This is a genomic window from Streptomyces sp. NBC_01176 (assembly GCF_045039825.1).
Lineage (GTDB): Bacteria > Actinomycetota > Actinomycetes > Streptomycetales > Streptomycetaceae > Streptomyces.
In genome coordinates, this window is the sequence record NZ_CP108600.1 from 3,184,167 (window position 1) to 3,209,090 (window position 24,924).

16 protein-coding genes are annotated in these 24,924 nt (G+C 72.9%); 8 read left to right on the top strand and 8 right to left on the bottom strand.

Annotation, left to right across the window (positions count from 1 at the left end; all coding sequences use genetic code 11):
• Window positions 1-36: 36 nt before the first annotated feature.
• The 8 genes from eccE to OG199_RS13475 all read left to right on the top strand — a co-directional run bounded on the left by eccE (window position 37) and on the right by OG199_RS13475 (window position 12,319).
• Window positions 37-1,374 (top strand): type VII secretion protein EccE, encoded by a 1,338-nt coding sequence (gene eccE, locus OG199_RS13440; RefSeq protein ID WP_405829654.1) that lies wholly within the window; start codon window positions 37-39, stop codon window positions 1,372-1,374.
• Window positions 1,374-2,198, top strand: coding sequence for a hypothetical protein (locus OG199_RS13445; RefSeq protein WP_405829656.1), 825 nt, complete (start codon window positions 1,374-1,376; stop codon window positions 2,196-2,198). Before eccE ends, OG199_RS13445 begins: the two co-directional genes overlap by 1 nt.
• A 413-nt stretch (window positions 2,199-2,611) precedes the next feature.
• Window positions 2,612-6,013, top strand: a complete 3,402-nt coding sequence (locus tag OG199_RS13450; RefSeq protein ID WP_405829658.1) for an SCO5717 family growth-regulating ATPase — start codon at window positions 2,612-2,614, stop codon at window positions 6,011-6,013.
• Between the two features lie 329 nt (window positions 6,014-6,342).
• On the top strand, window positions 6,343-8,187 hold the full coding sequence (locus OG199_RS13455) for an ABC transporter substrate-binding protein (protein WP_401810137.1): 1,845 nt from the start codon (window positions 6,343-6,345) through the stop codon (window positions 8,185-8,187).
• A gap of 55 nt (window positions 8,188-8,242) precedes the next feature.
• Window positions 8,243-9,310, top strand: a complete 1,068-nt coding sequence (locus tag OG199_RS13460) for an ABC transporter permease (RefSeq protein ID WP_401810139.1) — start codon at window positions 8,243-8,245, stop codon at window positions 9,308-9,310.
• Between the two features lie 23 nt (window positions 9,311-9,333).
• Window positions 9,334-10,272, top strand: a complete 939-nt coding sequence (locus tag OG199_RS13465) for an ABC transporter permease (protein ID WP_356809677.1) — start codon at window positions 9,334-9,336, stop codon at window positions 10,270-10,272.
• Window positions 10,269-11,285 carry an ABC transporter ATP-binding protein gene (locus OG199_RS13470; RefSeq protein WP_401810141.1) on the top strand — a complete coding sequence of 339 codons (1,017 nt, stop codon included), beginning with the start codon at window positions 10,269-10,271 and terminating at the stop codon, window positions 11,283-11,285. Before OG199_RS13465 ends, OG199_RS13470 begins: the two co-directional genes overlap by 4 nt.
• Window positions 11,282-12,319: an ABC transporter ATP-binding protein gene (locus OG199_RS13475; protein WP_356809435.1), complete on the top strand. Its 1,038-nt coding sequence runs from the start codon at window positions 11,282-11,284 to the stop codon at window positions 12,317-12,319. Before OG199_RS13470 ends, OG199_RS13475 begins: the two co-directional genes overlap by 4 nt.
• Before the next feature lie 278 nt (window positions 12,320-12,597).
• Here the strand turns inward: OG199_RS13475 and OG199_RS13480 are convergent, their stop codons facing one another.
• The 8 genes from OG199_RS13480 to nusA all read right to left on the bottom strand — a co-directional run bounded on the left by OG199_RS13480 (window position 12,598) and on the right by nusA (window position 24,922).
• Window positions 12,598-13,551: a bifunctional riboflavin kinase/FAD synthetase gene (locus OG199_RS13480; RefSeq protein ID WP_356809434.1), complete on the bottom strand. Its 954-nt coding sequence runs from the start codon at window positions 13,549-13,551 to the stop codon at window positions 12,598-12,600.
• Window positions 13,552-13,684: 133 nt separating this feature from the next.
• A complete protein-coding gene (locus OG199_RS13485) occupies window positions 13,685-17,917 on the bottom strand; it encodes a trypsin-like peptidase domain-containing protein (RefSeq protein WP_405829661.1) in 4,233 nt (1,410 codons plus the stop codon).
• Window positions 17,918-18,232: 315 nt separating this feature from the next.
• A complete protein-coding gene (truB, locus tag OG199_RS13490) occupies window positions 18,233-19,138 on the bottom strand; it encodes a tRNA pseudouridine(55) synthase TruB (RefSeq protein WP_356809371.1) in 906 nt (301 codons plus the stop codon).
• On the bottom strand, window positions 19,135-19,584 hold the full coding sequence (gene rbfA / locus OG199_RS13495; RefSeq protein ID WP_329290832.1) for a 30S ribosome-binding factor RbfA: 450 nt from the start codon (window positions 19,582-19,584) through the stop codon (window positions 19,135-19,137). Before rbfA ends, truB begins: the two co-directional genes overlap by 4 nt.
• Window positions 19,585-19,617: 33 nt before the next feature.
• Window positions 19,618-19,911 (bottom strand): DUF503 domain-containing protein, encoded by a 294-nt coding sequence (locus OG199_RS13500; protein WP_153288273.1) that lies wholly within the window; start codon window positions 19,909-19,911, stop codon window positions 19,618-19,620.
• A 301-nt stretch (window positions 19,912-20,212) separates the two neighbouring features.
• Window positions 20,213-23,359 carry a translation initiation factor IF-2 gene (infB, locus tag OG199_RS13505; protein ID WP_401810150.1) on the bottom strand — a complete coding sequence of 1,049 codons (3,147 nt, stop codon included), beginning with the start codon at window positions 23,357-23,359 and terminating at the stop codon, window positions 20,213-20,215.
• Window positions 23,360-23,506: 147 nt separating this feature from the next.
• Window positions 23,507-23,785, bottom strand: coding sequence for a YlxR family protein (locus tag OG199_RS13510; protein WP_356806265.1), 279 nt, complete (start codon window positions 23,783-23,785; stop codon window positions 23,507-23,509).
• Window positions 23,786-23,887: 102 nt separating this feature from the next.
• A complete protein-coding gene (nusA, locus tag OG199_RS13515; RefSeq protein WP_405829663.1) occupies window positions 23,888-24,922 on the bottom strand; it encodes a transcription termination factor NusA in 1,035 nt (344 codons plus the stop codon).
• Window positions 24,923-24,924 lie beyond the last annotated feature (2 nt).

A 24,924-nucleotide genomic window follows, 5' to 3' on the forward strand; every position in this document is an offset into this window, starting at 1 on the left:
TCCAGTGAGTTGTGAGGAAATCGGGGGGATGACGTGATGGCTTCCGGAGCGCGGTTCCGGTCGCGTGACCGGTCGCGGGAGCAGGACTCGTCCGCGTCCCGGCCGCAGCCGCCCGGGACACCCGACCGCTCCGGGCAACCCGGGCCGCGCACAGGTGCGTTGCACCTCAGGGTGCGCGCCGGACAGTCCGGATCGTTCCGGTTGCAACGAGTCGTCCTGCTGGAGATCGCCGCCGCCGCTCTGCTCGTCGGATGGGTCGTCTCCCCCTTCGCCCTGGTCCCCGCGGTCGTACTCGCGGTCGTGCTGGTCCTGCTCGCCCTGGTGCGCCGCCGCGGCCGCTCGCTGCCCGAATGGCTCGCCACGGCAAGGGCGTTGCGCGTCCGACGACGCCGCGCCGCCGACACTCCGATACGGCCGGGTACGGAGCCCGGCCTCGCCCCCGCCGTGGAGTGCGATCCCAGCCTGCGCACCTCCGCGTACAGCGCCCGCGACCGGCGCCCGGTCGGCGTCATCGGGGACGGCACGTTCGTGACCGCCGTCCTCCAGGTGGAGGCCGACGCGACCGCGCTGCGTGCCGAGCGGAGCCGCCAGCCGCTGCCCCTGGGACTGGTGCGGGACGCGCTGGAGGTGGACGGCGTCCGCCTGGAGTCGGCGCAGATCGTGCTGCACACGCAGCCCGCGCCCGCGCTGCACCTGCCCCAGCAGTCCGTGGCCGTCAGCAACTACACGCCGTTGCAGGAGCAGACCGGGGCGCCCGCCGTGCGCATCACCTGGATCGCGCTGAAGCTCGATCCGGAGCTGTGCCCGGAGGCGGTGGCCGCGCGCGGGGGCGGACTCGTCGGCGCGCAGAAATGCGTCGTACGCGCCGCGGACCACCTCGCGAGCCGGCTCACGGGAGCGGGATTCCGTACGACGCTGCTGAACGAGGAGGAGCTGACCGCGGCGGTGGCGACCTCGGCGTGCGCGAACCCCCTGGTGACGGCGGAGGCGGGACGCACGGACCTGCCGGCGCGGCGGACGGAGGAGTCCAGCCGCAGTTGGCGCTGCGACAACCGCCGCCACACGACGTACTGGGTGCGGCGCTGGCCCCAGTTGGGCGGTTCCGCCGGACCGTCGCTGCCTCAACTCGTCGCCCTGCTCACGGCCGTGCCCGCGCTGGCCACCACCTTCAGCCTCACCCTGCGGCGCGGGGAGCGTCAGGACGTGTCACTGTGCGGACACCTGCGGGTGACCGGGCGCAGCGACGACGAACTGGTCGCGGCGCGCCGCTCGCTGGAGGACGCCGCACGACGGGCCGGCACGGGACTGACCCGGCTCGACCGGGAGCAGCTTCCGGGTGTGCTCGCCACGCTGCCGCTCGGAGGTGTTCGCTGATGTCCATGACCTCGCCCGGAACCACCCCGTCGGGGACGTACGGGACTTCGGGGGCTCCCGGGTCCGTTCCGCCGGGTTCTCCCGACGTGCCGGGAGCCTCGGCCGCGGAGCGTCCGCGCGGCCTGTTGCGCAGCGGATTCGGCCTGATCGGACCGCGGCACGGACGGCATGTGCTGTCCGTGGAGCAGGTGGACTCGCTGGCGCTGCCCATCGGGGACGACGGGGTCGTCATCGGCGTGGACGCCGGGGGGCAGCCCGCCGTGCTCGGGCTCAACCGGCCGACACCGTACGACGTCGTCCTGATCGGCGGGCTGTGGACCGCGCAGGTGCTCGCGCTCCGGGCGGCGGCCACCGGGGCGCGCGTCGCCGTCGAGACGGGGCGGGCGCAGGCCTGGATGCAGATGGTGCACGCGATGGGCGGCGGGCAGAACGGCATGAGTGTGCACGACGTGGGGCGGGTTCCGCCGCAGGGCGCCTCGGCGGGCAACCCGGTGCTGGTGGTGCGCGACTGCGGAATGCGGCCGCCGCGCGGGCGGGTGGTGGCCGGTCCCTGGCAGTCGATTCTGACGCTGCTGCCGTATCTCAGCCCGGTGGCCCCACGGCTGCTGCGGCAGGCGCGGCTCGTCGGTGTGCAGCGGGTCTCGCCGGACGAGGCCGCGGAGATCGGGCGGGCGCTGGCCCTTCCCCGGGGCGACGTGGACTCGCTGCCGACGCTCACCGACGGCGTCACGCTGTGGTGCGCCGACCGCGACCGGCAGTACGTGATGACGCAGCCGACGGACGCCGAGACCGGATTGTTCGGTACGCCGCGAAGAATGGACTGACCGGGCGCGGCCCCGGTACGGACCTGACGCAAGCCCGGTTCGCACTCCGGGAGTTCCCTTCCGGACTCGGGCGTTTCAGGCCGATTACCCCCTCTCGCAACCGACTTGTTCACCAGGATTGCCCGTTTTGTTTCGTCCTTTGGCGCGTGCGTGCGCCGCTTCTGGGCAGGGTGTGACGAAGTGGGCCTGTGCGGAGGGGTGGACGGGCCTGCCGTCGCGGCGCCCGTGGTGATTAGGCTGGGACCGGACGCGACACCTCGCCGTCGACCGACCCGTCGGCAGGCCGCCCGCGTCCGGCGGGGACGGTCCGGCGCGTCGGACGGCGTCGGACTGCGTCCGGCCAAGAGATTCAGATGAAGAGAACGGTCGCCCCAGCTCGGTATCGAGGGTGCTTGACCACACCAGGAGGAACTGTGAACAGCGATCGGGACGGGATCCGCGGGGGCTGGGCCACACCCGGCGATGACCAGTCCGACGCGGAGTCCGCCGTCGAGGCGACGGGCGAGTTCACCATCGACTACGCGCCGCCCGCCTGGTACACGCAGAACGCGTCGGGCGGTTCGGCACAGGCGTCGCAGGCTCCGGTTCCCGAGGTGCCCGCCGCTCCGGCTCCGCCGGGCCCTCAGGGGCCGCCGCTGCCGCCGGGACCGCCGGTGTCCCAGGTTCCCCCGGCGCCGCCCGCACAGCTGCCGCAGGCCCCCTGGTCGCCGCCGGCCGAACCGGCCGACCGGGCGGGTGCGGCGACCGGTGACATCGAGAGCGGCGCGACCATGCGTTTCTCCGCCGCCGCGCTCAAGCGTGAGTTCGCGGAGCGGTCCGCGGGGGAACACGTCGCCGAGGCCGAAGGCCCGGTCGCGGTCGGGGCGAGCGGTGACGTCGTCGGCGCCCCAAAGGAGGAGCCGGCCGCCGCCCGACCGGACGGCGGTGACGCGACCGGCGGAGACTTCGAGTTGAGTGCCCCGGGTTCCCCGGTCGCTGTGCCCGGTGCGGAGTTGGAGTCGGGGCCGGAGACAGGGTCGGCCGAGGCTGCCGGTGCGTCCGCGGTGAGCGAGGACGTGCCCTCACAACCGGAGAGCACGGACGCCGAGGTGAGCGGGCAGGACGGCGCCGAGAGGGGCGGCTCCACGAACGCTGAGACCGGTGCCCATGCCGATGCCGGTGCCGATGTCGTGGAGCCCTTCGCCGGGCAGGAGCGGGAGCCCGCGGACACCGGGGCCGACGTGACGGCCCGAACTGTCGACGCGGACGGCCCGGAAGCCGAGGCGTCGCCTTCCCACCCGGACACCGAGGGCGCCGCGGACACCGCCACCGACGCCGGCGATGACGACGCGGAGGCCGGGCGACCCGATGCCGACGCGTCCCCGGAGGTGCCGCCGCGGCATTCCGGAGAGCAGGACGCGGGAGCGCGGGACGTCATCGTCGAGGGCGGCGACCCGTCGGACACCCCGCCCGGGAGCGCGGCGCCGGACGCCGGAGTGGACGTACCCGTGGACGCGCCGGAAGCGGCGCCCGCCTGGACTCCCCCGCCGATGGCGCAGGGCGCGCTGCCGCCGCTGCCGCCCGCGTACCAGCCCGCCGCCCCGGCCCCGGCCGCGCAGTGGCCCTCGCCCGGACCGGTGGCACCGCCCGCGCCCGCGACCCCGCAGCAGCCGCAGCCGTCGGCCGCGCAGGGGCCCGCGCAGCCTCCCGTACAGCCGCAGCCCGCGGTCACCGGGGCGCAGCCGCCCGCTCCGCCGCATCAGCCCGAGATCCAGCCCCAGCACGCCCAGGTCCAGCCGCACCAGCCGCCGGACCAGCCGCAACCGCAACCGCCGTTCCAGCCGCCGGCCGCGCAGCCCGCGCCCACGGCCTGGGACGCACAGGCCGCACCGCCCGCGCCGGGCCCGGTGCCGCCGGCGCCCGCCCCGGCCCCGCAGCGGGACGGCTACGGCTTCCCCCAGCAGGGCGCCCCCGTCCCGCCCGCACCGCAGGCCGCGTACGGCTTCCCCCAGCAGGGCGCCCCGGTCCCCCAGCCGCCCGCGCCGCAGGCCGGTTACGGCTTCCCGCAGCCCGGTGTTCCGGCTCCCGCCGCACCCAACCCCCCTGCCCCGCCGACCGGTTACGGCTTCCCGCAGCAGGGGCAGCCGGTCCCGCCCGCGCCGCAGGCCGGCTACGGCTTCCCGCAGCCGGGCGCCCCGGCTCCGGCTCCCCAGCCGCCCGCACCCCAGGCGTCGGGGCCGGATGCCCCCGCACCCCAGGCCCCGGGCCCGCAGCCGGGCTACGGGTTCCCCCCGCATCCCCAGCCGCCCGCGCAGCCGCAGCCGCACATCCCCGGACAGCAGCCGCACATCCCCGCGCAGTACCAGCCGCACCCGGGCCTGCCCCCCGAGACTCCGGACCCCTCGCAGCAGCAGCCGCAGCAGCAGGCTCCTCAGCAGGCCCCCGTGGACCCCCGCAGCGGGACCGCCTGGCCGCAGCCCGTCCGGCACGACCAGCGGCAGCCCACCAACCCCTCCGCCGCGCCTCTCGGGTACACCGCCGCGGTGGAGCTGTCCTCCGACCGTCTGCTCAACAACAAGAAGCAGAAGGCCAAGAGCGGCCGCCCCGGCGGCGGTTCCTCCCGGTTCAAGCTGGGCGGCAAGAAGGAGGAGGCCGAGCGGCAACGGAAGCTGGAGCTGATCCGGACGCCGGTGCTGTCGTGCTACCGGATCGCGGTCATCAGCCTCAAGGGCGGTGTCGGAAAGACGACCACCACCACCGCCCTCGGCTCCACGCTCGCCACCGAGCGGCAGGACAAGATCCTCGCGATCGACGCCAACCCGGACGCGGGAACGCTCGGGCGCCGGGTACGGCGGGAGACCGGGGCCACCATCCGCGACCTCGTGCAGGCGATCCCGTACCTCAACTCGTACATGGACATCCGGCGGTTCACGTCCCAGGCCTCGTCCGGGCTCGAGATCATCGCCAACGACGTCGACCCGGCCGTGTCCACGACCTTCAACGACGAGGACTACCGGCGCGCGATAGACGTGCTGGGCAAGCAGTACCCGATCATCCTGACCGACTCCGGCACCGGTCTGCTCTACAGCGCCATGCGCGGGGTGCTCGACCTCGCCGACCAGCTCATCATCATCTCCACGCCGTCCGTCGACGGTGCGAGCAGCGCGAGTACGACGCTGGACTGGCTGTCGGCGCACGGGTACGCGGATCTCGTCTCGCGCTCCCTCACCGTCATCTCCGGGGTGCGCGAGACCGGAAAGATGATCAAGGTGGAGGACATTGTCAGCCACTTCGAGACGCGCTGCCGCGGGGTCGTGGTGGTGCCGTTCGACGAGCATCTGGCCGCGGGCGCCGAGGTCGACCTCGACATGATGCGGCCCAAGGTGCGGGAGGCGTACTTCAACCTCTCCGCGATGGTCGCCGAGGACATCGTGCGTCACCAGCAGTCGCACGGTCTGTGGACGAACGACGGCAACCCGCCGCCGGTGGCCGCCCCGCCGATGCCACGGCAGCCGCAGTACTCGTACCCGCCGGACCTGCCCGTACCGGGTGGTCAGGCCGCCCCCGGCCAGCCGCCGTCCGGACAGTGGGTTCCCGGCCAGCCTGCGCCCGGCCGGCCCCACCCGTACCAGCAGGGCGGCCCCCACCCCCAGCAGCCGGGTCCGACGCTCCCTCCGCAGCAGCCGGGCCAGGCGTACCCGCCGCCCCCGCAGCCGCAGCCACAGCCGCAGCCGGGTCAGTCCGGCACGGGCCGGCCTTTCGAGGACGGTCAGGCCTATCCGCCGCGCCAGGGACACACTCCGCCCCCGCCGCCTCCCGCGCCCCCTCAGCAGTAGCGGAAACCATCACCCGATCGGCCCCTTCCCAGGGGCCGGTTCGCGCCAGGGCCCGCACCGTCCGTCCACGGTGCGGGCCTTCGCGTGTCCAGGGGCGAAAGAAAGCGCCACCCCCTGGCCAGGAGGGCTTCACCGGTCTGAACCAATGAGCGGATATTCCGCGCCAACTCGTTATTTCCGCAGGCCACATGGGGTCCACCTGCCGTTGACTCACGGAGACCGCCGCTGATAGACACACACATCAACCCCGCCGGCGCCCCCCGTTCACCCCTGATCCAGCAGTTCAACCAGCCATCCCCGTGCGAGCGATGACGCGAGGTCACCGACCCATGAACAGACAAGATCAGCACACCGGAGGACGTCCGCGTCTCAGGCTCCTCGCCGCCGCGGGCGCCGCCGCCCTCACCCTCACCGCCGGTCTCGCGACGCCGCTCGATCCGGCCCCGCAGCAGGCCCGGGCCGCGGAGGGCAAGAACGTCCTGACCGTCGCGGTCGCCCAGAGCGTCGACTCGCTCAGCCCCTTCCTGGCGTCGCGCCTGGTCAGCACGAGCATCCACCGGCTCATGTACGAGTACCTGACCAACTACGACCCGGCGGACAACCACGCGATCCCGGGCCTCGCCACCAAGTGGGCGCCGTCCGCGGACAAGCTCACCTGGACCTACACGATCCGCTCGAACTCCAAGTGGTCGGACGGCAAGCAGGCCACCGCCGCGGACGCGGCGTGGACCTTCAACAAGATGATGACCGACCCGAACGCGGCCACCGCGAACGGCAGCTTCGTCGGCAACTTCAAGAAGGTCACGGCCCCGAGCCCCACCAAGCTGGTCATCGAGCTGAAGAAGCCGCAGGCCACCATGGCCGCTCTCGACGTCCCGATCGTGCCCCGGCACGTCTGGGAGAAGGTCGGGGACTTCTCCAAGTTCAACAACGACAAGAGCTTCCCGATCGTGGGCAACGGGCCGTTCATCCTGACGGACTACAAGCCCGACAGCTATGTGCGGCTGAAGCCCAACAAGACCTTCTGGCGGGGCGCGCCCAAGTTCGACGAGCTGGTCTTCAAGTACTACAAGGACGGTGACGCGGCCGTCGCGGCCCTCCAGAAGGGCGAGGTGTCGTTCGTCTCCAACCTGACGCCCGCCCAGTCCGCCGCGCTCAAGAGCCAGCCGAACATCAAGGTCAACGACGCCCCCGGCCGCCGTTTCTACGCCCTCGCCACCAATCCCGGCGCCCAGGCCGCGAACGGGGACCGCTTCGGCGACGGAGCGCAGTCCCTGCTCGACCAGAAGGTGCGCCAGGCGCTGTTCATGGCGGTCGACCGGAGCACCCTCGTCGACAAGGTCTTCCAGGGCCACGCCGTCGAGGGCGAGGGATACATCCCGCCGCGCTTCTCCACCTACTCCTGGAAGCCCTCGGCGAGTCAGAACCTCGGCTACGACCCGGCGAAGGCGGCCCAACTCCTCGACGAGGCCGGCTACAAGAAGAACGGCGACGGCAAGCGCGTCGAGAAGAACGGCAAGCCGATCAACTACCGGCTGCTGTGCCACGCCACCGATCCGAACGACAAGGCGGTCGGGCAGTACCTGAAGGAGTGGTTCGGCAAGCTGGGCATCGGCGTCACCCTCGACTGCCTGGACAACGTGACGGACCCGTGGCTCGCGGGCAAGTACGACCTGGCCTTCGACGGCTGGTCCGTCAACCCCGACCCCGACTTCGTGCTGTCGATCCACACCTGCGCGGCGCTGCCCGCCACACCCAAGGACACGGGCGCGACGGACAACTTCATCTGCGACAAGAAGTACGACGAGCTGTACGGCCGGCAACTCGCCGAGTACGACACCGCCAAGCGGGCGGACATCGTCAAGCAGATGGAGTCGCGGCTGTACGACACCGGGTACATGAACGTCATGGCGTACCCGAACGCGGTGGAGGCCTACCGCACCGACCAGATCAAGTCGATCGAGACGATGCCGAAGGCGGCCGGGAACATCTACGGCCAGGACGGCTACTGGAGCTGGTGGTCGGCGGTTCCGGCGGGCTCCTCCGGTGCGTCCTCCGACGGTTCGAGCTCGACGGGCGTCATCATCGGCATCGTCGCGGGCGTGGTCGTCCTCGTGGGCGCCGGGGCGTTCTTCGCGATGCGTCGCCGTGCCACGGCCGAGGACCGCGAATAGCGCGCCCCCACGCCCCCCGGGGCACTCCATGGACGTACGAGCGAATGAGTAGTTCATGACCGCTGAGGCAACACCCTCGCTGGTCGAGGCGACCGACGGTCCGGCCGACGCCGGACCGTCGGTCCGCGGGCCACGGGCGCGCACCACGACCGCGTATCTGCGCTATGTGGCGGGCAAGTTGGGCGGCGCCGCCGTCTCGCTGCTCGCCGTCCTCGTCACCAGTTTCTTCCTCTTCCGGCTCATCCCCGGCGACCCGGTCAAGTACATGACCGGCGGCCGCCAGGTGTCCGCCGAGCAACTGGCCCACTACCGGACGGAGTTCGGACTCGACCTGCCGCTCTGGGAACAGTTCACGGACTACTGCGGCAAGGCGCTCACGGGCGACCTGGGCACGTCCTACCAGTTCCGGACGCCCGTCATCGACAAGATCACCGAAGCGCTGCCGAACACCCTGCTCCTGACCGTCACGGCGTTCGTCCTCTACACGGCGCTCGGCATCTTCCTCGGCACCCGCTCCGCCTGGCGCAACGGCGGGACGAGCGACCGCCTCAACACCGGTCTGGCGCTGACGTTGTACTCGATCCCGTCCTTCTGGCTCGGGCTGCTGCTCATCATCGTCTTCTCGGTGGGCATCGGCCCGATCCCGGGCCTGTTCCCGACCGGCGGCATGGAGTCGGGGGGCAAGGAGGGCTTCGCGTACGTCCTCGACGTCGCCCACCACCTGGTCCTGCCGGTCGTGACACTGGTCGCCGTCGAGTACGGGCAGACACTGCTGGTCACCCGCTCGGCACTGCTGGACGAGATGGGCAGCGACTACCTGACCACGGCACGGGCCAAGGGCCTGCGCGACGATCTCGTACGGCGCCGCCACGCCGTACCCAACGCACTGCTGCCGACCGTCACGCTGATCTTCATCAACCTCGGCCGGACGGTCGCGGGTGTGATCCTCGTCGAGACCGTCTTCTCCTGGCCGGGCCTCGGCGGCCTCTTCTATCAGGCGCTGAGCGTGCCCGATCTGCCGCTGGTCCAGGGGCTGTTCTTCGTCTTCGCTGCGGCGGTGATCGTGATGAACACGCTGGCCGACCTGATCTATCCGCTGCTGGACCCACGGGTGGGCCGATGACCACGACCGAGTCGGACGGGCCGATGACAACCGAATCCACGGCGGCCGAACAGACCGTCACCGCGGGCGCGAAGAGCCCCCGCACCCTCGCCAGGCAACGCCGCCGCAACTCCGCGGTCCGCTTCTGGCGGCAGTACCGCACCCACCGGGCGGGCGTCCTCGGGCTCGCCGCGCTCACGCTCTTCGCCCTCATCGCCCTGACGGCGCCGCTGACCGTCGGTTCCCACGTGCAGAGCGTGACCGACGCGCCGGGCCGGCCGATGGAGAGCCCGAGCGCCCGATTCCCGCTGGGCACCGACCAGTTCGGACGCAATCTGCTCGGACTCGTGGTGTGGGGTGCCCGGGTCTCCCTGCTGGTCGGACTGCTCGCCGCCGTGCTCTCGGTCGCGATCGGCGCCCTCATCGGGATCACCGCGGGCCACTTCCGCGGCTGGTACGCGACCGTGCTGATGCGGATCACGGACTGGTTCCTGGTGATGCCGACGCTGGTCCTCGCGATCGCGCTGGCGACCGTGATGACCCGCTCGCTCGGCACCATCATCCTGGCGATCGGCGTCACCACCTGGCCGACGACGGCCCGGCTGGTCCGCGCGCAGACCCTCGCCGTCGAATCACGGCCCTACATCGAACGGGCCAAGGCACTCGGCGGCGGGCACTGGCACATCATGACGCGGCACGTGCTGCCCAACGTGATGCCGCTGGTGCTGGCCCAGACGACCCTGATCATCTCCTCGGCGATCCTCGCCGAGGCGACGCTCGCGTTCCTCGGCCTGGGCGATCCCACGATCGTGTCCTGGGGCGGGCTGCTCCAGGACGCCCGGGAGGCGGGCGCGGTCAGCGCCGGGAAGTGGTGGTACCTGGTTCCGCCGGGCATCGCGATCGCGGTGGTCGCGCTCGCGTTCACCCTGTGCGGGCGTGCGGTCGAGTCGGTCCTCAATCCCAAGCTGGGGGTGACCCGTTGAGCACTCCGGTGAACACTCCCGCCAGGCAGCCCCTGCTGGCGGTCAGGAACCTCGAGGTGACGTACGCGGGCGGGGCGGCCGCCGTACGCGGCGTGGACCTCTCGCTCGACGCGGGGCAGAAGCTCGGCATCGCGGGCGAGTCCGGCTGCGGCAAGTCCACGCTGGCTCTCGCGCTGCTGCGGCTGCTGCCCGCGGGCACCCGCACGAGCGGGGAGATCCTGCTCGACGGCGAGGACGTGCTCACGATGAAGTGGGGACGGGTGCGGGCGGTCCGCTGGGCGGGTGCCTCGATCGTCTTCCAGGGAGCGATGCACTCGCTGAACGCCGTGCACCGCATCGGCGACCAGATCGCCGAGCCCATCCTGCTGCACAAGAAAGCGACCCCGGCGGCCGCCAGGAGGAAGACCGGCGAACTGCTGGAACACGTGGGCCTGCCCGCCGCCCGCGCGGACGCCTACCCGCACGAGCTCTCCGGCGGGCAGCGCCAGCGCGTCATGATCGCCATGGCGCTGGCCTGCGACCCCCGGCTCGTCATCGCCGACGAACCGACCACGGCGCTCGACGTGATGATCCAGGCGCAGATCCTCCGCCTGATCGAACAGCTCGTGAGCGAACAGGAGTTGGGCCTTCTCATGATCAGCCACGACCTCGCGGTCCTGGCCGACACCTGCGACCGGCTCGCGGTGATGTACGCGGGCCGCATCGTCGAGGAGGGCCCCGCCCGGCAGGTGTACGACAACGCCCGGCACCCTTACGGCAAGGCCCTGTCCGCGGCCTTTCCGCGTATCGGGGACAGCGCCTCGCGGTTCGCGCCGCGCGGCCTGCCCGGCGATCCCCCGGACCCGTCCGCACTCCCCTCCGGCTGTACGTTCCACCCCCGGTGCCCGGTGGCGCTGGACTCGTGCGCCGACCAGGACCAGGGACTGCGGGACGCGGGCGCGGGGCGGTGGGCGGCCTGCGTGCACGTGGACACGCCCGCGGGAACGGCAGAACCAGTCAGGAGCACGTCATGACGAACCCGCCCGCGCCGTCGTCCCCCGTGCCGGCGGCGGCACCGGCGCCCGCGCTCGCACCGCCGCTGCTCAGCGCCGAGGGACTGCACGTCTCCTTCCCCGGACGGCACGGCGCCGCCCGCGCCCGTGCCGTCGACGGGGTCGACCTCGACATCCGCCGCGGCGAGATCGTCGCGCTGGTCGGCGAGTCCGGCTGCGGCAAGACGACGCTCGCCCGCTCCCTGCTCGGCCTCGTCCCGCCCACCGGCGGTCGCGTCACCTTCGACGGCGGGCCGCTCGACTACTCCTCTCGCGCCCTGAAGGCCTACCGCAAGCGGGTGCAGCTGGTCCTCCAGGATCCGAGCGGCTCGCTCAACCCCCGGCACACGGTGTACGACGCGGTGGCCGAGGGGTTGCGCATCCACGGATACGGGGGCGACGAACGGGCCGCCGTCGGGGAGGCACTCTCCCGGGCCGGCCTGCGTCCGCCGGAGCGCTTCTTCCTGCGCTACCCGCACGAACTGTCCGGGGGCCAGCGTCAGCGCGTCGTCATCGCGGGCGCGCTCGTCCTGGAGCCCGAACTCATCGTCGCCGACGAGCCGGTGGCCTCCCTCGACGCGTCGGTACGGGGCGAGATCCTCGCCCTGCTCCTGCGGCTGCGGGCCGAACTCGGCCTGTCCGCCCTGGTGGTCACCCACGACCTGGGTCTGGCGTGGAACATCGCCGACCGGGTCGCGGTGATGTACCTGGGCCGGATCGTGGAGACGGGCGAGGTCGCCGAGGTCCTGACGGCACCCCGGCATCCGTACACCCAGGCCCTGTTGTCCGTTCTCCCGGAGTCGCCGGGCGCTCCGGTCGTGCTCACCGGTGAGCCCCCGGACCCCTCCCGCATCCCCTCGGGCTGCCGGTTCCACGCGCGCTGCCAGATCCTGGCGGGCGGGGAGGCCGAACGGGCGGGCGTCGCGGACGCGTGCCGGGGGCAGGACCTGCCGGTACTGGGCGGCGGCGGAGAGGCACAGGTGGCGTGCCACTGGGCGGCGACGGCCGGTAGGTGAGGGGCGGGTCGGTACGTGAGTCGGGGTGACCGGTCCCGGTGACTCGGGGCGACCGGTCGCCGTGGCTCGGGGGGCCCGCCAGGTCGAACGCGCGTGGCCGGGGTGCCCGTTCCCGCCCCTGCTCCCGCTGCCGCTCCCGCTCCGGTTCCGGTTCCGGTTCCGGTGAAATCGGGATGCGGCCCGCCCTGCGACACGGGGGCGCCGACGAGTGACGAAACGGGAGTGGCCGGTGCCCTGTCAGGGGAACCGGCCACGCGGCTGCGCCATGCGTCCTGCGACTACAGGGCCCCGTACGCCTCGATCAGTTCCCGGGACCGCTTCACGTCGTCGGCGATGGCTTCCAGCAGCGCCTCGATGGAGTCGAACCGGGCCTGGCCGCGGACGAAGGCGAGGAAGTCGACGGCGACGTGCAGGCCGTACAGGTCGAGACCGACGCGGTCGATGGCGTAGGCCTCCACCGTGCGCTCGGTCCCGTCGAACTGCGGGTTCGTACCGACGGAGATCGCCGCGGGCATCGCTTCGCCACCGACGTGCAGCCAGCCGGCGTAGACGCCGTCGGCGGGGATGGCGGTGTGCGGGAGGGTCTCGACGTTGGCCGTCGGGAAGCCGAGCTCGCGGCCGCGCTGCGCGCCACGGACGACGATGCCCTCGACGCGGTGCGGGCGGCCCAGGATCTCGCGCGCGCCCTCCACGTCGCCCTCGGCGACCAGCCGCCGGGTCATGGTCGAGGAGAAGGGTTCACCGCCGCCGGCCGCACCGCTCACGTACAGCTCCACCACCTCGACCTCGAAGTCGTACGTCTCGCCCTGCTCGCGCAGGAAGTCGACATTGCCGGCGGCCTTGTGGCCGAAGCGGAAGTTCGGGCCCTCCACGACGGCCTTGGCGTGCAACTTGTCGACCAGCACCTTCGCCACGAAGTCGGCGGGCGACAGCTTCGAGAACTCGGTCGTGAAGGGGAGGATCAGCAGCGCGTCGACGCCCAGCTCCGCCATCAGCTCGGCACGGCGGTGGTGCGGGGCGAGCAGAGGCGGGTGACTGCCCGGGCGGACGACCTCGCTCGGGTGCGGGTCGAAGGTGACCACGACGGAGGGCACGCCCAGCTCCCGGGCCCGGTCCACCGCATGCCTGATGATCAGCTGGTGTCCGCGGTGCACCCCGTCGTAGGAACCGATGGTGACGACGCTGCGCCCCCAGTCCTGGGGGATGTCCTCCAAGCCACGCCAGCGCTGCACTGTGACCGCTCCTTGTCGAACCCGTGTCCGTGATTGCCTCATTCGCAGCTCTAAGGGTGCCATGCCGCGTGCCCCCGGTTCGCATCGGCATCGAGCTGTGACGCGGAGCACGAGAACCTGACCAAGGCCTGACTCAAGCGGGGACCCGCACACCGGCCAGATTCTCGATCATGCGGCGGGTGCTCGGACCGACCACCCCGGCCCACTCCTCGGGGGCGCCGGCCAGCCAGGCGGCCACCACGGCGGCGAATCCCGGCACCTGGCGGGCCAGCTCGACGAGGCCGCGGTCGAAGGCGGTGGCTCCGGCGGGGGTGCGCACCAGCAGCCGGCCCGTCCGGTGCACCAGCTCCCGGGTGGGTTCCTCGCCCCAGCGGTCCATGCCCTCCGCGGCGGCCCGCAGCAGGGTGCCGAGGACGGCCGGGTCGCGCTCGTGCGCGAGGAGCAGATCCAGCAGCTCACGCCGCAGCTCCTGGGAGGCGCGGCTGCCCGGCGCGGCCAGCACGGCCGCGAGGGCCGCCCGCACCGGGGCCGGACAGCCGATCAGCAGCCCCGTGACCAGTGGGAAGAGCGCCGTGCGCGCGACGGAGCCGTGGGCGAGACGACGGTCGACATACGCGGCCATGTGCGCGGCGGCCTCCGGGCGCAGCTCCACCATCTCCCGTACGAGCGCGGCGACACGGTGGGCGAGCGCGGGCGTGGTGACGTCGGCGAGCGTGCGCAGCGCCTCGGCCGGGTCCGCGCCGGGCTGCCGCAGCCGGGCCCGGAACGCGGCGATCACCGGGTCGGGGTGCGTGGCGAGGGCGGGGACCAGCGCGCGGGCGGGCATCTGCGCGTCGCCCGCCGCGAACCGCTCCAACGCCTGCGGCAGATACGCGGCCCGGCTCCGCGGGTCCCGTACGAGCAGGCCGAGCGCTCCGCCGTGCAGGGTGCAGTCGGCGGGGCGGGCCAGCAGAGCCAGCGCCGCGTAGCGCAGCAGGGCGCGGTCGGCCTCGGTGCGTACGTGCGGCGCGGCGCGCAGTCCGTACGCCACCGCCGCCACCCGCCGGGCCGGCCGCGTGTCGTGGGCCCACCGGTCGACGGCCCGGCAGACCGCCGACGGCTCCTCCTCGGCAAGCGCGGCGAGCAGCTCGTCGGCCCGGCGGTGCGCGCTGTCCACCAGTGCCTCCGCCAGGTCGTCCAGGGCTCGCCACCGGTGCGCGTAGAGCAGCGCCTGGGCCGCGGTGGCCACGGTCGCGTGGGGCGTCGCGGGCAGGGGGCGCTCGTCGTCGAACCAGCTGATGAGGTGGGGTGCCACGCCGGTGGGGTCGGCGGCGAGGAGCCGGGCCACGGCGTCCAGGTAGCGGGGCGTATGGGTGTGTTCCGGCGCGCGGGTGCCTCGCGACATGCGGGCGCCTGCCGGCGTGCCGGTGCCCTCCGTCGTACGGGAGCTTTCCGGCGTGCCGGTGACCGTAGGCGCACCGGTGCCCTCCGTCGTGCGGGAGTTTCCCGGCGTGCGGTGGAGAGCGGTGGTCCGGTCGCCGGAGACCTCGTCGAGAGGGCCGACGCCTTCCGTGGCCGCGCCCTCCCGTGCTCCACCGGCAGCTGCCGCATCCCCCGGTGCCGCACCTGCGGTGGCGCCGGCGTCCCGCGCCGCGTCGCCCGATGGCGCGCCGTCGAGGGCCGTGCCGAGCCGCACCCTGCCCATCGGGGCGGCGTCGCCAGGCACCGTGCCGGCCGGGGTCGTGGCGGGACGCATCACGTCGGCCGGGGTCGTTGCGGGACGCATCACGCCGGCCCGGGTCGTACGGAGCCGCATCACGCCGACCGGGGTCGTACCGAGCCGCACCCTGTCGGCCGGTGTGGCGCCGGCCGGAGCCGGGCCGGCCAGGTCCGCCTGTCGCGGCGCCTCGTCCGCGACGACCAGGCTCCTGAGCAGGTCGAGCCGCTCCGTCCCCGACAGCGGCAGCGCCTCCCAGAAGGCCGGCCCGAACTCCGCCGGAACACCCCGGCCCTCCGCCCGCCACCGCACGATCCGCTCGGCGAGCAGCCCCAGGACCCCGGTGTACGGAGTCGCGTCGGGCAACCGCGGCATGACGTCGCCGAGGAGTCGCGCGGCCCACCAGACCGGGTCCTCCGGCGCGGCGGGCACGTCCGGCAGGAGGGCGTCCAGGGCGTGGACCAGTTCTTCGAGTCGAGGGGTCAGCGCCGGCGCACCCTGTTGACGCGCCACGAGGAGCAGGGCCTCGACGACCGGTCCGATGCGGTGTCGGGGGACGGGAAGGTGACCCGGACCGGTGCGGACGGCGGGCCGGGAGCCCCGGGACCGGCGGCGGCGCGGCACGCCCGGCCCGGTCACCGGACCCGGCACGGCCCGCGGTCCCGTCCCGGCCGGCGGAGGTGTCCGCCGGCCGGGTACCCGCTCGGCTTCCGTCCCGGACGGAGTCGGCGCCCGGACCGCGGCGGGCGAGGCCGTGTCACGGCTCCGGTGGACCAGGGCGTGCAGGGCCGCGTCCAGGTCCAGGTGGGTGCCCTGGATCCAGTCGGCGAGTTCTTCGTGGGCGAAGCGGTAGCCGTTGCCCGCGGGGACCAGGAGGCCTTCGGTGAGGACGGCGGAGGCCCAGCCGGTGGTCCGGCCGGAGCGGCGCCCCGGAGCGGGACCCCAAGGGAAGACGGCTTCGAAGGACTCGCGGTCCAACTGGCCCTGCCCCGGCCCCAGACAGCGCCGCGCGGCCTCGTGCACCCGGCCGGACACCTGGGCGGCGAGGCGGCGTACGGCGGTGCCGCGCACTCCGTTCGCCGCCGCGAGCCGGACCGCGACGCGCAGGCACATCAGGTCGAGATGGGCACCGAGGACGTCGTGCCGGTCGAGGCACCCGGCCGGGGCGTCCGGCACCCCGGCCCGCACCTCGGCCAGCAGGCGAAGGGTCAGCGGGTGCCGTGCGTCGGCGGCGCCCAGCGTGCCCTCGGGGATCCCGGCCCGCACCCGGATCCGCCGTGCCTCCTCCTCCGTGAGATCACCGAGCCGGACGCACGGCGGCAGCAGCGGCTCCGGCTCGGCCCCGGCGGCCCGGTGCAGAAGCTCCGCCGGGAAGTGCGCCCCCGCCTGCTCCCAGTACTCCGGCCGGCAGGCGACGACGAGCCGCGCCCCGGTCTCCCCCAGCCACTCGGCCGTGCCCGCCGTCCAGTCGGGCAGCCGGTGGGCGAGGGCTGACGGCATCTCCTCGGGGCCGTCGAGGAGGAGCAGCAGCGGACGTCCGGCGTCCCGGGCCAGTGAGGCGAGGCGCTCCGGGCCGATGTCGCCCAGCTCACCGCCGTATCCGCCGGGAGGCAGCACCTCCGAGTCCCCGGGCGCCCCCTCCCGCGAAGTCGCCACGATCCGTCCGGCCCGCTCCAGTGCCCGTGCCGCCGCGTCGGCGACGGAGGCGTCCGCGGCGAGAAGGTCGGCTCCCCGCAACCAGAGCGTGGGGGCCGGTTCGGCACCGCCGGTGCGGCGGGCGGCGAGGGCCGCCAGTTCCGTCGTGCGGCCACTGCCGGGCGGGCCGACCAGCCCGAGGACGGCGGCCGGGCCGCGCACGAAGACCTCGAACTCCCCGACGACGGCGGTCCGTTCGACCGGGGTGGACGATTCGGCACCGGTACCGGACGAGGGCAGTGCCCCCGGTCCGTCGGAGCCGACCGAGGTCGCCGTGAGCTCCAGCACCCCGGCCGGGTTGAGATCGGCGCCGTACGCGGGCACGGTCGCGGCGTTGCGGGCCAGCAGGGCGGCGAGCGGTCCCCGCACGCCGGGGGTGCGCAGGGGGACGGCGAACCGCGCCGCCGGGTGCTCCCCGTGCAGCGCGGTGCCCACGACGCCGATCACCGCCCCGGTCGACACGTCCAGGACCGGGCCTCCGGCCGCCCCGCCGCCGAGCCGGAGCGCGTCCGCGCCCGCCGTGCCGATCGCCAGCTCCAGCGCCTCGCCGAGCAGGTGGAAACGGTCGGTGGCCGTGTAGGTCACGGCGGTACTGCCGAGCACCCGCGCCTCGCGCCAGCCGCCCGCGGCGATCCTGACGTACGTGCCGGCCTGGATCCGGTCCCGCACGGTGACGGGGAGCGGGTCGAGGTCGAGACCCCTGGTACGGACGAGTGCCAGGTCGGCGGCGGGCAGGAGGGTCACGGCGTCGGCTCCCACCACCACACTGCGGTCGCCGGGGGCGTGGAGGACGAGCCGGGCCAGCCCGTCCACGGCCTCGTGGCTGGTGATCACCGTGCCGTGGTGGTCGGCGACGAATCCGGTGCCGCGCGGGCGTCCGGCCAGGTCGCAGATGCGCACCACGCCTTCGTCCCGCGCGCGGTCGATGGCGTCCGGTGCCTGCTCGTCCCCGGTCCGCGGGCCTCGTCCCGCCATGTTCGAACCTCCCCGCCGCGCTCCGTTCCTCCGACGGTAGGCGCGAGGTGATCAGCGGGACAGATCGCGTGGTGAACGCGCCCCCTTCCGCTCCCTCGGTTCACTCCGAGCGCCCGCCCGATGGGGTGAATAGGGCAGGGTGGATGGATACACCTCTGGGTGGGGGAACCGAGGGGGGACCATGGAGCGGCGGGCGCGACGCCCCGTGACCGCCGCTCCACGGGCCAGTGGTCCCTGCCGGAAGCCCGCGCCCCGACCGGCCCGCAGGATCTCGCGGGCCGTGGGATTCGCGGGCTTCGAAGGATGTCGCGGGCCTCAGCCGAACACGGCGAGGCTCTTGGCCTTCCCCTTCTGCTCCTCCACCAGCGCCAGGAACTGCCCCGCCGGATCGAAGACGGCCACGGCGCCTGCCCCGGCGTACTCCTCGGGGATCTCCAGGCGCACGCCGTTGAGCAGCAGCCGCGCCCGCTTGTCGTCCACGTCCCAGCGCGGGAACGCGGCGGTGGCGGCCTCCGCGATCGGCATCACGGTCAGCTCCTCCTGGAGCTGGTCGAGGGTGCGCGCGCAGTCCAGCTTGTACGGGCCGACACGGGTGCGGCGCAGGGCGGTGAGATGGCCGCCGACGCCCAGGTCCGCGCCGAGGTCGCGGGCGAGCGCCCGGATGTACGTCCCGGACGAGCAGACCACGGAGACGACCAGGTCCAGGACGGGCGTGCCGTCCTCGGCCACGGCGTCCCGCACGTCGTACACGGTGAACGACGAGATCGTCACCGGACGGGCCGGGATCTCGAAGTCCTCGCCCTCACGCGCCCGCTTGTAGGAGCGCACGCCGTCGATCTTGATCGCGCTGACCTTGGACGGCACCTGCATGATGGCGCCGCTGAGCTTGGCGATCCCGGCGTCGACGGCTTCCCGGGTCACCCGGGAGGCGTCGGTGGAGGAGGTGAGGTCGCCCTCGGCGTCGTCCGTCAGCGTGTTCTGGCCGAGGCGGATCGTCCCGAGGTACTCCTTCTCGGTGAGCGCGAGGTGCCCGAGGAGCTTGGTGGCCTTCTCGACGCCGAGGACGAGCACGCCCGTCGCCATGGGGTCGAGGGTGCCGGCGTGGCCGACGCGGCGGGTCTTCGCGATGCCGCGCATCTTGGCGACCACGTCGTGCGAGGTGAAGCCCGACGGCTTGTCCACGATGACAAGCCCGTCGGGCGTCCGGAGCTTCTGGGTCATTCGGCGGCGTCGTCCTCGTCCTCGTCGCCCGGCTTCTTGTACGGGTCCGCTTCACCGGCGAAGGCGGCTCCCGCCGAGACCTCACGCACCTTGGCGTCGGAGGCACGTGCCTTGTCGAGCAGGTCCTCGATGGTCTTGGCGGTGTCCGGCAGGGCGTCCGCGACGAAGGTGAGGGTCGGGGTGAACTTCACGCCCGCCGCCGCGCCGACCGCGGAGCGGAGCACGCCCTTGGCGCTCTCCAGGCCCGCGGCCGCGGCCGCGCGCTCCTCGTCGTCCCCGTACACCGTGTAGAAGACGGTCGCCTCCCGGAGGTCCCCGGTGACCCGGGTGTCCGTGATGGTGACGTGGGTGCCGAGCCGCGGGTCCTTGATCCCGCGCTGCAGCTTCTTGGCCACGACCTCTCGGATGAGGTCCGCCAGCCTCTTGGCACGCGCGTTGTCGGCCACTGGTCCGTCTCCTTCTTCGCCTTGCTTGTTTCGTCAGTCTTCGTCTGTGTGGAGCCTGCGCCGTACCGAGAGCAGTTCCACCTCCGGCCGTGCGGCGACGAACCGTTCGCACCGGTCCAGTACGTCGGTGAGGTGCTCGGTGTCTCCGGAGACCACCGCGAGGCCGATCTCGGCCCTGCGGTGAAGGTCCTGGTTGCCCGTCTCCGCCACGCTGACCGCGTACTTCCGCCGGAGTTCGGCGACGATCGGGCGGACGAGAGAGCGCTTCTCCTTGAGCGAGTGGACATCGCCGAGGAGCAGATCGAAGGACAGCGTCCCCACATACATGTGTAACCGGATGTCCCGCCGGTACGGGATAGATGGCCTGCCAATCGCACTTGGCAGGGACATCTGAACCGTACAACGAACCGGTGGGTTGCTCGCCGGGGTTTTTCACCACCGCCGCCCCTGCCCGTCCCGTCTCCGGGAGCTTCGCCCCGGACCCCGTGGGTCGTTCTCCGGCCGCCGGCCGGTGGGGGCTGGTCGCGCGGTTCCCCGCGCCCCGAAAGGGCACGGGGAGCCGCGCGATCTTCAAACAGCAAGCCGGCCGACGGTGATTTCTCACCGCCGGCCAGCTCAAGCCACTGCGTTACGACCGCGGCTTCTCGCGCATCTCGTACGTCGCGATGACGTCGTCGACCTTGATGTCGTTGAAGTTTCCGAGGTTGATACCGCCCTCGAAGCCTTCGCGGATCTCGGTGACGTCGTCCTTGAAGCGACGCAGCCCGGAGATGTTGAGGTTCTCCGCGATGACCTTGCCGTCGCGGACGAGGCGCGCCTTGGTGTTGCGCTTGACCTCGCCCGAGCGGACCAGGACACCGGCGATGTTGCCCAGCTTGGACGACTTGAAGACCTCGCGGATCTCCGCCGTGCCGAGCTCGACCTCCTCGTACTCCGGCTTGAGCATGCCCTTGAGGGCCGCTTCGATCTCCTCGATGGCCTGGTAGATCACCGAGTAGTACCGGACGTCGACGCCCTCGCGCTCCGCCATCTGCGCCGCGCGGCCCGCGGCGCGGACGTTGAAGCCGATGACGATGGCGTCGGAGCCGGTCGCCAGGTTGATGTCGGACTCGGTGACCGCACCCACACCGCGGTGCAGGACACGGATGTCGACCTCGTCGCCGACGTCGAGCTGGAGCAGCGAGGACTCGAGAGCCTCCACCGAACCGGACGCGTCGCCCTTGATGATGAGGTTGAGTTCCTGCACCAGACCGGCCTTGAGGGCCTCGTCCAGGTTCTCCAGGGAGAACCGGACACCCCGGCGGGCGAAGTTGGCGTTGCGCTCGCGCGCCGCCCGCTTCTCGGCGATCTGTCGTGCCGTGCGGTCCTCGTCGACGACCAGGAAGTTGTCGCCGGCGCCCGGGACGTTGGTGAGACCCAGGACCAGGACGGGGGTCGACGGACCCGCTTCCTCGACGTTGTTGCCGTTGTCGTCGAGCATCGCCCGGACTCGGCCGTACGCGTCGCCGACCACCATGGTGTCGCCGATGCGCAGCGTGCCGCGCTGGACCAGGACCGTCGAAACGGCACCGCGGCCGCGGTCGAGGTGGGACTCGATCGCAATACCCTGCGCGTCCTGCTCCGGGTTGGCCCGCAGGTCGAGCGAGGCGTCCGCGGTCAGGACCACGGCCTCCAGCAGGGAGTCGATGTTCAGACCCTGCTTGGCGGAGATGTCGACGAACATCGTGTCGCCGCCGTACTCCTCGGCCACCAGACCGAACTCGGTGAGCTGACCGCGCACCTTCGTCGGGTCGGCGCCCTCGACGTCGATCTTGTTGACCGCGACCACGATCGGCACGTCGGCCGCCTTGGCGTGGTTCAGCGCCTCGATCGTCTGGGGCATCACACCGTCGTTGGCCGCCACCACGAGGATCGCGATGTCGGTCGACTTGGCACCACGGGCACGCATGGCGGTGAACGCCTCGTGACCGGGGGTGTCGATGAAGGTGATCCTGCGCTCTTCACCGTTGACCTCGGTCGCGACCTGGTACGCGCCGATGTGCTGCGTGATACCGCCGGCCTCGCCCGCGACGACGTTCGTCTTGCGGATGGTGTCGAGAAGGCGGGTCTTACCGTGGTCGACGTGACCCATGACGGTCACGACCGGCGGACGGACCACGAGGTCGTCCTCGTCGCCCTCGTCCTCGCCGAACTCGATGTCGAAGGACTCGAGCAGCTCGCGGTCCTCCTCCTCGGGGCTGACGATCTCGAGGACGAAGTTCATCTCGTCCGCGAGGAGCTTCAGCGTCTCGTCGGAGACGGACTGCGTGGCAGTGACCATCTCGCCGAGGTTCATCATCACGCCGACGAGCGACGCCGGGTTGGCGCCGATCTTCTCCGCGAAGTCGGTGAGGGACGCACCGCGCGACAGGCGGACGGACTGTCCGTTGCCGCGAGGCAGCATCACGCCGCCGACCGACGGGGCCTGCATGGCCTCGTACTCCTGGCGCCTCTGCCGCTTCGACTTGCGACCACGACGCGCCGGACCGCCGGGACGGCCGAACGCACCCTGTGTGCCACCACGGCCACCGGGACCACCCGGACGACCGCCGAAGCCGGGACGGCCACCGCCGCCACCGCCGGGACCACCCGGACGGCCGGCGAAACCGCCGCCACCGCCACCGGGACCGGCCGGACGGCCGGCGAAGCCGCCACCGCCACCACCGGGACGACCGGCGAAGCCGCCGCCGCCCGGACGACCGCCGCCGCCACCGGGACCACCGGGACGACCGCCGCCGCCACCGGGACCGCGGCCACCGGGGCCACCACCGGGACGGGGGCTACCCGCGGCGGGACGCTGCGGCATCATGCCGGGGTTCGGACGGTTGCCACCGGGGCCACCGCCGGGACGCGGAGCGCCACCCTGCGGACGGGGCATGCCGCCCGGAGTCGGACGGGCACCGCCCGGACCGCCCTGCGGACGCGGAGCGCCGCCGGGACCGCCCTGGGGACGGGGACCACGGTCCTGGCCGCCCGCGCCCTGCGGACGCGGACCACCGGGCGCACCGGCGCCACCGGGTCGGGGCGCGCCGCCCGGACGGGGCGCCTGCGGGCGCGCCATGCCGGTGGAGCCACCCGAGGTGAAGGGGTTGTTGCCCGGACGCGGGCCGGCCGGACGGGCACCGGGACGCGCGGACTGGCCGCCGGGACGCGGGGCGCCCTGACGGTCGCCGCGCTCGGGACGCTCGGGACGGTCGCCACGGCCCTGGCCACCCTGGCCGGGACCACCGGCGGGACGGGCACCGGGACGCGGAGCCTGGCCACCGGGGCGCGGGGCGGAACCCGGACGGGGACCCGCGGCCGGAGCCGAGGGAGCCGCGGGCGCCGACGGGGGCGCGGTGAACTCGGGCGCGGCCGGCGCCGGAGCCGCGGGAGCGGGCTTCGGAGCGGGCTTGGGACCCGGAGTCGGACGCGGACCCGGCGCGGCCGGGGTGACCGGCGCGGCGGCGGGCCGCTCGGAAACAGCCGGCTTCGGGGCCGGCGGGCGCGGGGCAGCCGGACGGGCGGCCTGCGCGGGAGAGGGGGCTGCCGGCCTCGCCGGGGCAGCCTTGCGTGCGGCGGGCTTGCCGCCACCGTTGCCCTGCTGGAGGGCATCGGTCAGCTTGCGTACTACGGGCGCCTCGATCGTCGACGACGCCGAACGGACGAATTCACCGAGCTCCTGGAGCTTGGCCATGACGACCTTGCTCTCAACCCCGAACTCCTTGGCGAGTTCGTATACCCGGACCTTAGCCACTTCGCTCCTTTTAGGTCCGGGTTGCGTCCGGACCGTCGCTACTTCATGGGCGTACTCATCGCGTGCTCATCGAGTGCTCATCGCAATCTCGACCTACTTCCAACTCGCGGGGTACCAGGGCCGCACGGGGGTTCCGTACGACACGTCTTACGGTGTTGCCTGCTCGACGCAGAGGCGCAACGCCGCTGTGTCGAGCACTCCCGGGGCACGCAGCGCCCTTGGGAACGCCCGGCGGCGTACCGCCAGGTCCAGACAGACCAGGGCGGGGTGTACATACGCACCCCGGCCGGGCAGCGTACCGCGATGATCGGGGACGCATTCACCCTCGATCGCCACGACCCGCAGCAGATCAGTCCTGGCCGCTCGTTCCCGGCACCCCACACAGGTGCGTTCAGGGCATGCGCGGGCTCGCGTCCGGCCAGACACTCTTAAGTCTACCTCTCCGCACCGACCTCACCCCTTTGGGGCAAGAATCGAACAGTTGCTGCGCAGATAACTGTCGTGATCCAAGCCACTCGCGGCTTGGATCTATTCCCCGCCCCGGTCCCCGCTCCGGTCCCCGCGCCGCTCGGCGGGCTGCTCGGCGGGCTGCTCGGTGTCCGGACGGATGTCGATACGCCAGCCGGTGAGGCGGGCCGCGAGGCGGGCGTTCTGGCCCTCCTTGCCGATCGCCAGTGACAGCTGGTAGTCGGGGACCGTCACCCGCGCGGAGCGGGCCGCGAGGTCGACGACCTCGACCTTGGAGACACGGGCCGGGGACAGCGCGTTCGCCACCATCTCGGCCGGGTCGTCCGACCAGTCGACGATGTCGATCTTCTCGCCGTTCAGCTCGGCCATGACGTTGCGCACCCGGCCGCCCATGGGACCGATGCAGGCACCCTTGGCGTTCAGGCCCGACCGGGTCGAGCGCACGGCGATCTTCGTGCGGTGGCCGGCCTCGCGGGCGATGGCGGAGATCTCGACGGATCCGTCGGCGATCTCCGGCACCTCCAGCGCGAAGAGCTTCTTCACCAGATTGGGGTGCGTGCGCGACAGCGTCACGGACGGACCGCGCACGCCCTTCGCCACCCGGACGACGTACGAGCGCAGGCGCAGGCCGTGCTGGTACGTCTCGCCGGGGACCTGCTCCTGCACGGGCAGGATGGCCTCCAGCTTGCCGATGTCGACGAGCACGTTCTTCGGGTCGCGTCCCTGCTGGACCACGCCCGTCACGATGTCGCCCTCGCGTCCGGCGTACTCGCCGAGCGTCGCGTCGTCCTCCGCGTCCCGCAGACGCTGCAGGATCACCTGCTTGGCGGTGGTCGCGGCGATCCGGCCGAACCCCGACGGGGTGTCGTCGAACTCGCGTACCTCCTGCCCCTCCTCCAGGTCCTCGGGGTCCTCCTTCGCCCACACGGTCACATGACCGGTCTCCCGGTCGAGCTTCACGCGCGCGTGGCGGCGGCTTCCCTCGGTGCGGTGGTAGGCGATGAGGAGGGCCGACTCGATCGCCTCGACCAGCAGGTCGAAGGAGATCTCCTTCTCCCGTACCAAACCCCGCAGGGCACTCATGTCGATGTCCACGG

Excerpts from the sequence above, each read along its gene's own strand:
- eccE (WP_405829654.1), top strand. The coding sequence starts at position 37 with ATGGCTTCCGGAGCGCGGTTCCGGTCGCGTGACCGGTCGCGGGAGCAG.
- OG199_RS13445 (WP_405829656.1), top strand. The coding sequence starts at position 1,374 with ATGTCCATGACCTCGCCCGGAACCACCCCGTCGGGGACGTACGGGACT.
- OG199_RS13455 (WP_401810137.1), top strand. The coding sequence starts at position 6,343 with ATGAACAGACAAGATCAGCACACCGGAGGACGTCCGCGTCTCAGGCTC.
- OG199_RS13460 (WP_401810139.1), top strand. The coding sequence starts at position 8,243 with ATGACCGCTGAGGCAACACCCTCGCTGGTCGAGGCGACCGACGGTCCG.
- OG199_RS13465 (WP_356809677.1), top strand. The coding sequence starts at position 9,334 with ATGACAACCGAATCCACGGCGGCCGAACAGACCGTCACCGCGGGCGCG.
- OG199_RS13475 (WP_356809435.1), top strand. The coding sequence starts at position 11,282 with ATGACGAACCCGCCCGCGCCGTCGTCCCCCGTGCCGGCGGCGGCACCG.
- OG199_RS13485 (WP_405829661.1), bottom strand. The coding sequence starts at position 17,917 with ATGGCGGGACGAGGCCCGCGGACCGGGGACGAGCAGGCACCGGACGCC.
- truB (WP_356809371.1), bottom strand. The coding sequence starts at position 19,138 with ATGACCCAGAAGCTCCGGACGCCCGACGGGCTTGTCATCGTGGACAAG.
- OG199_RS13500 (WP_153288273.1), bottom strand. The coding sequence starts at position 19,911 with ATGTATGTGGGGACGCTGTCCTTCGATCTGCTCCTCGGCGATGTCCAC.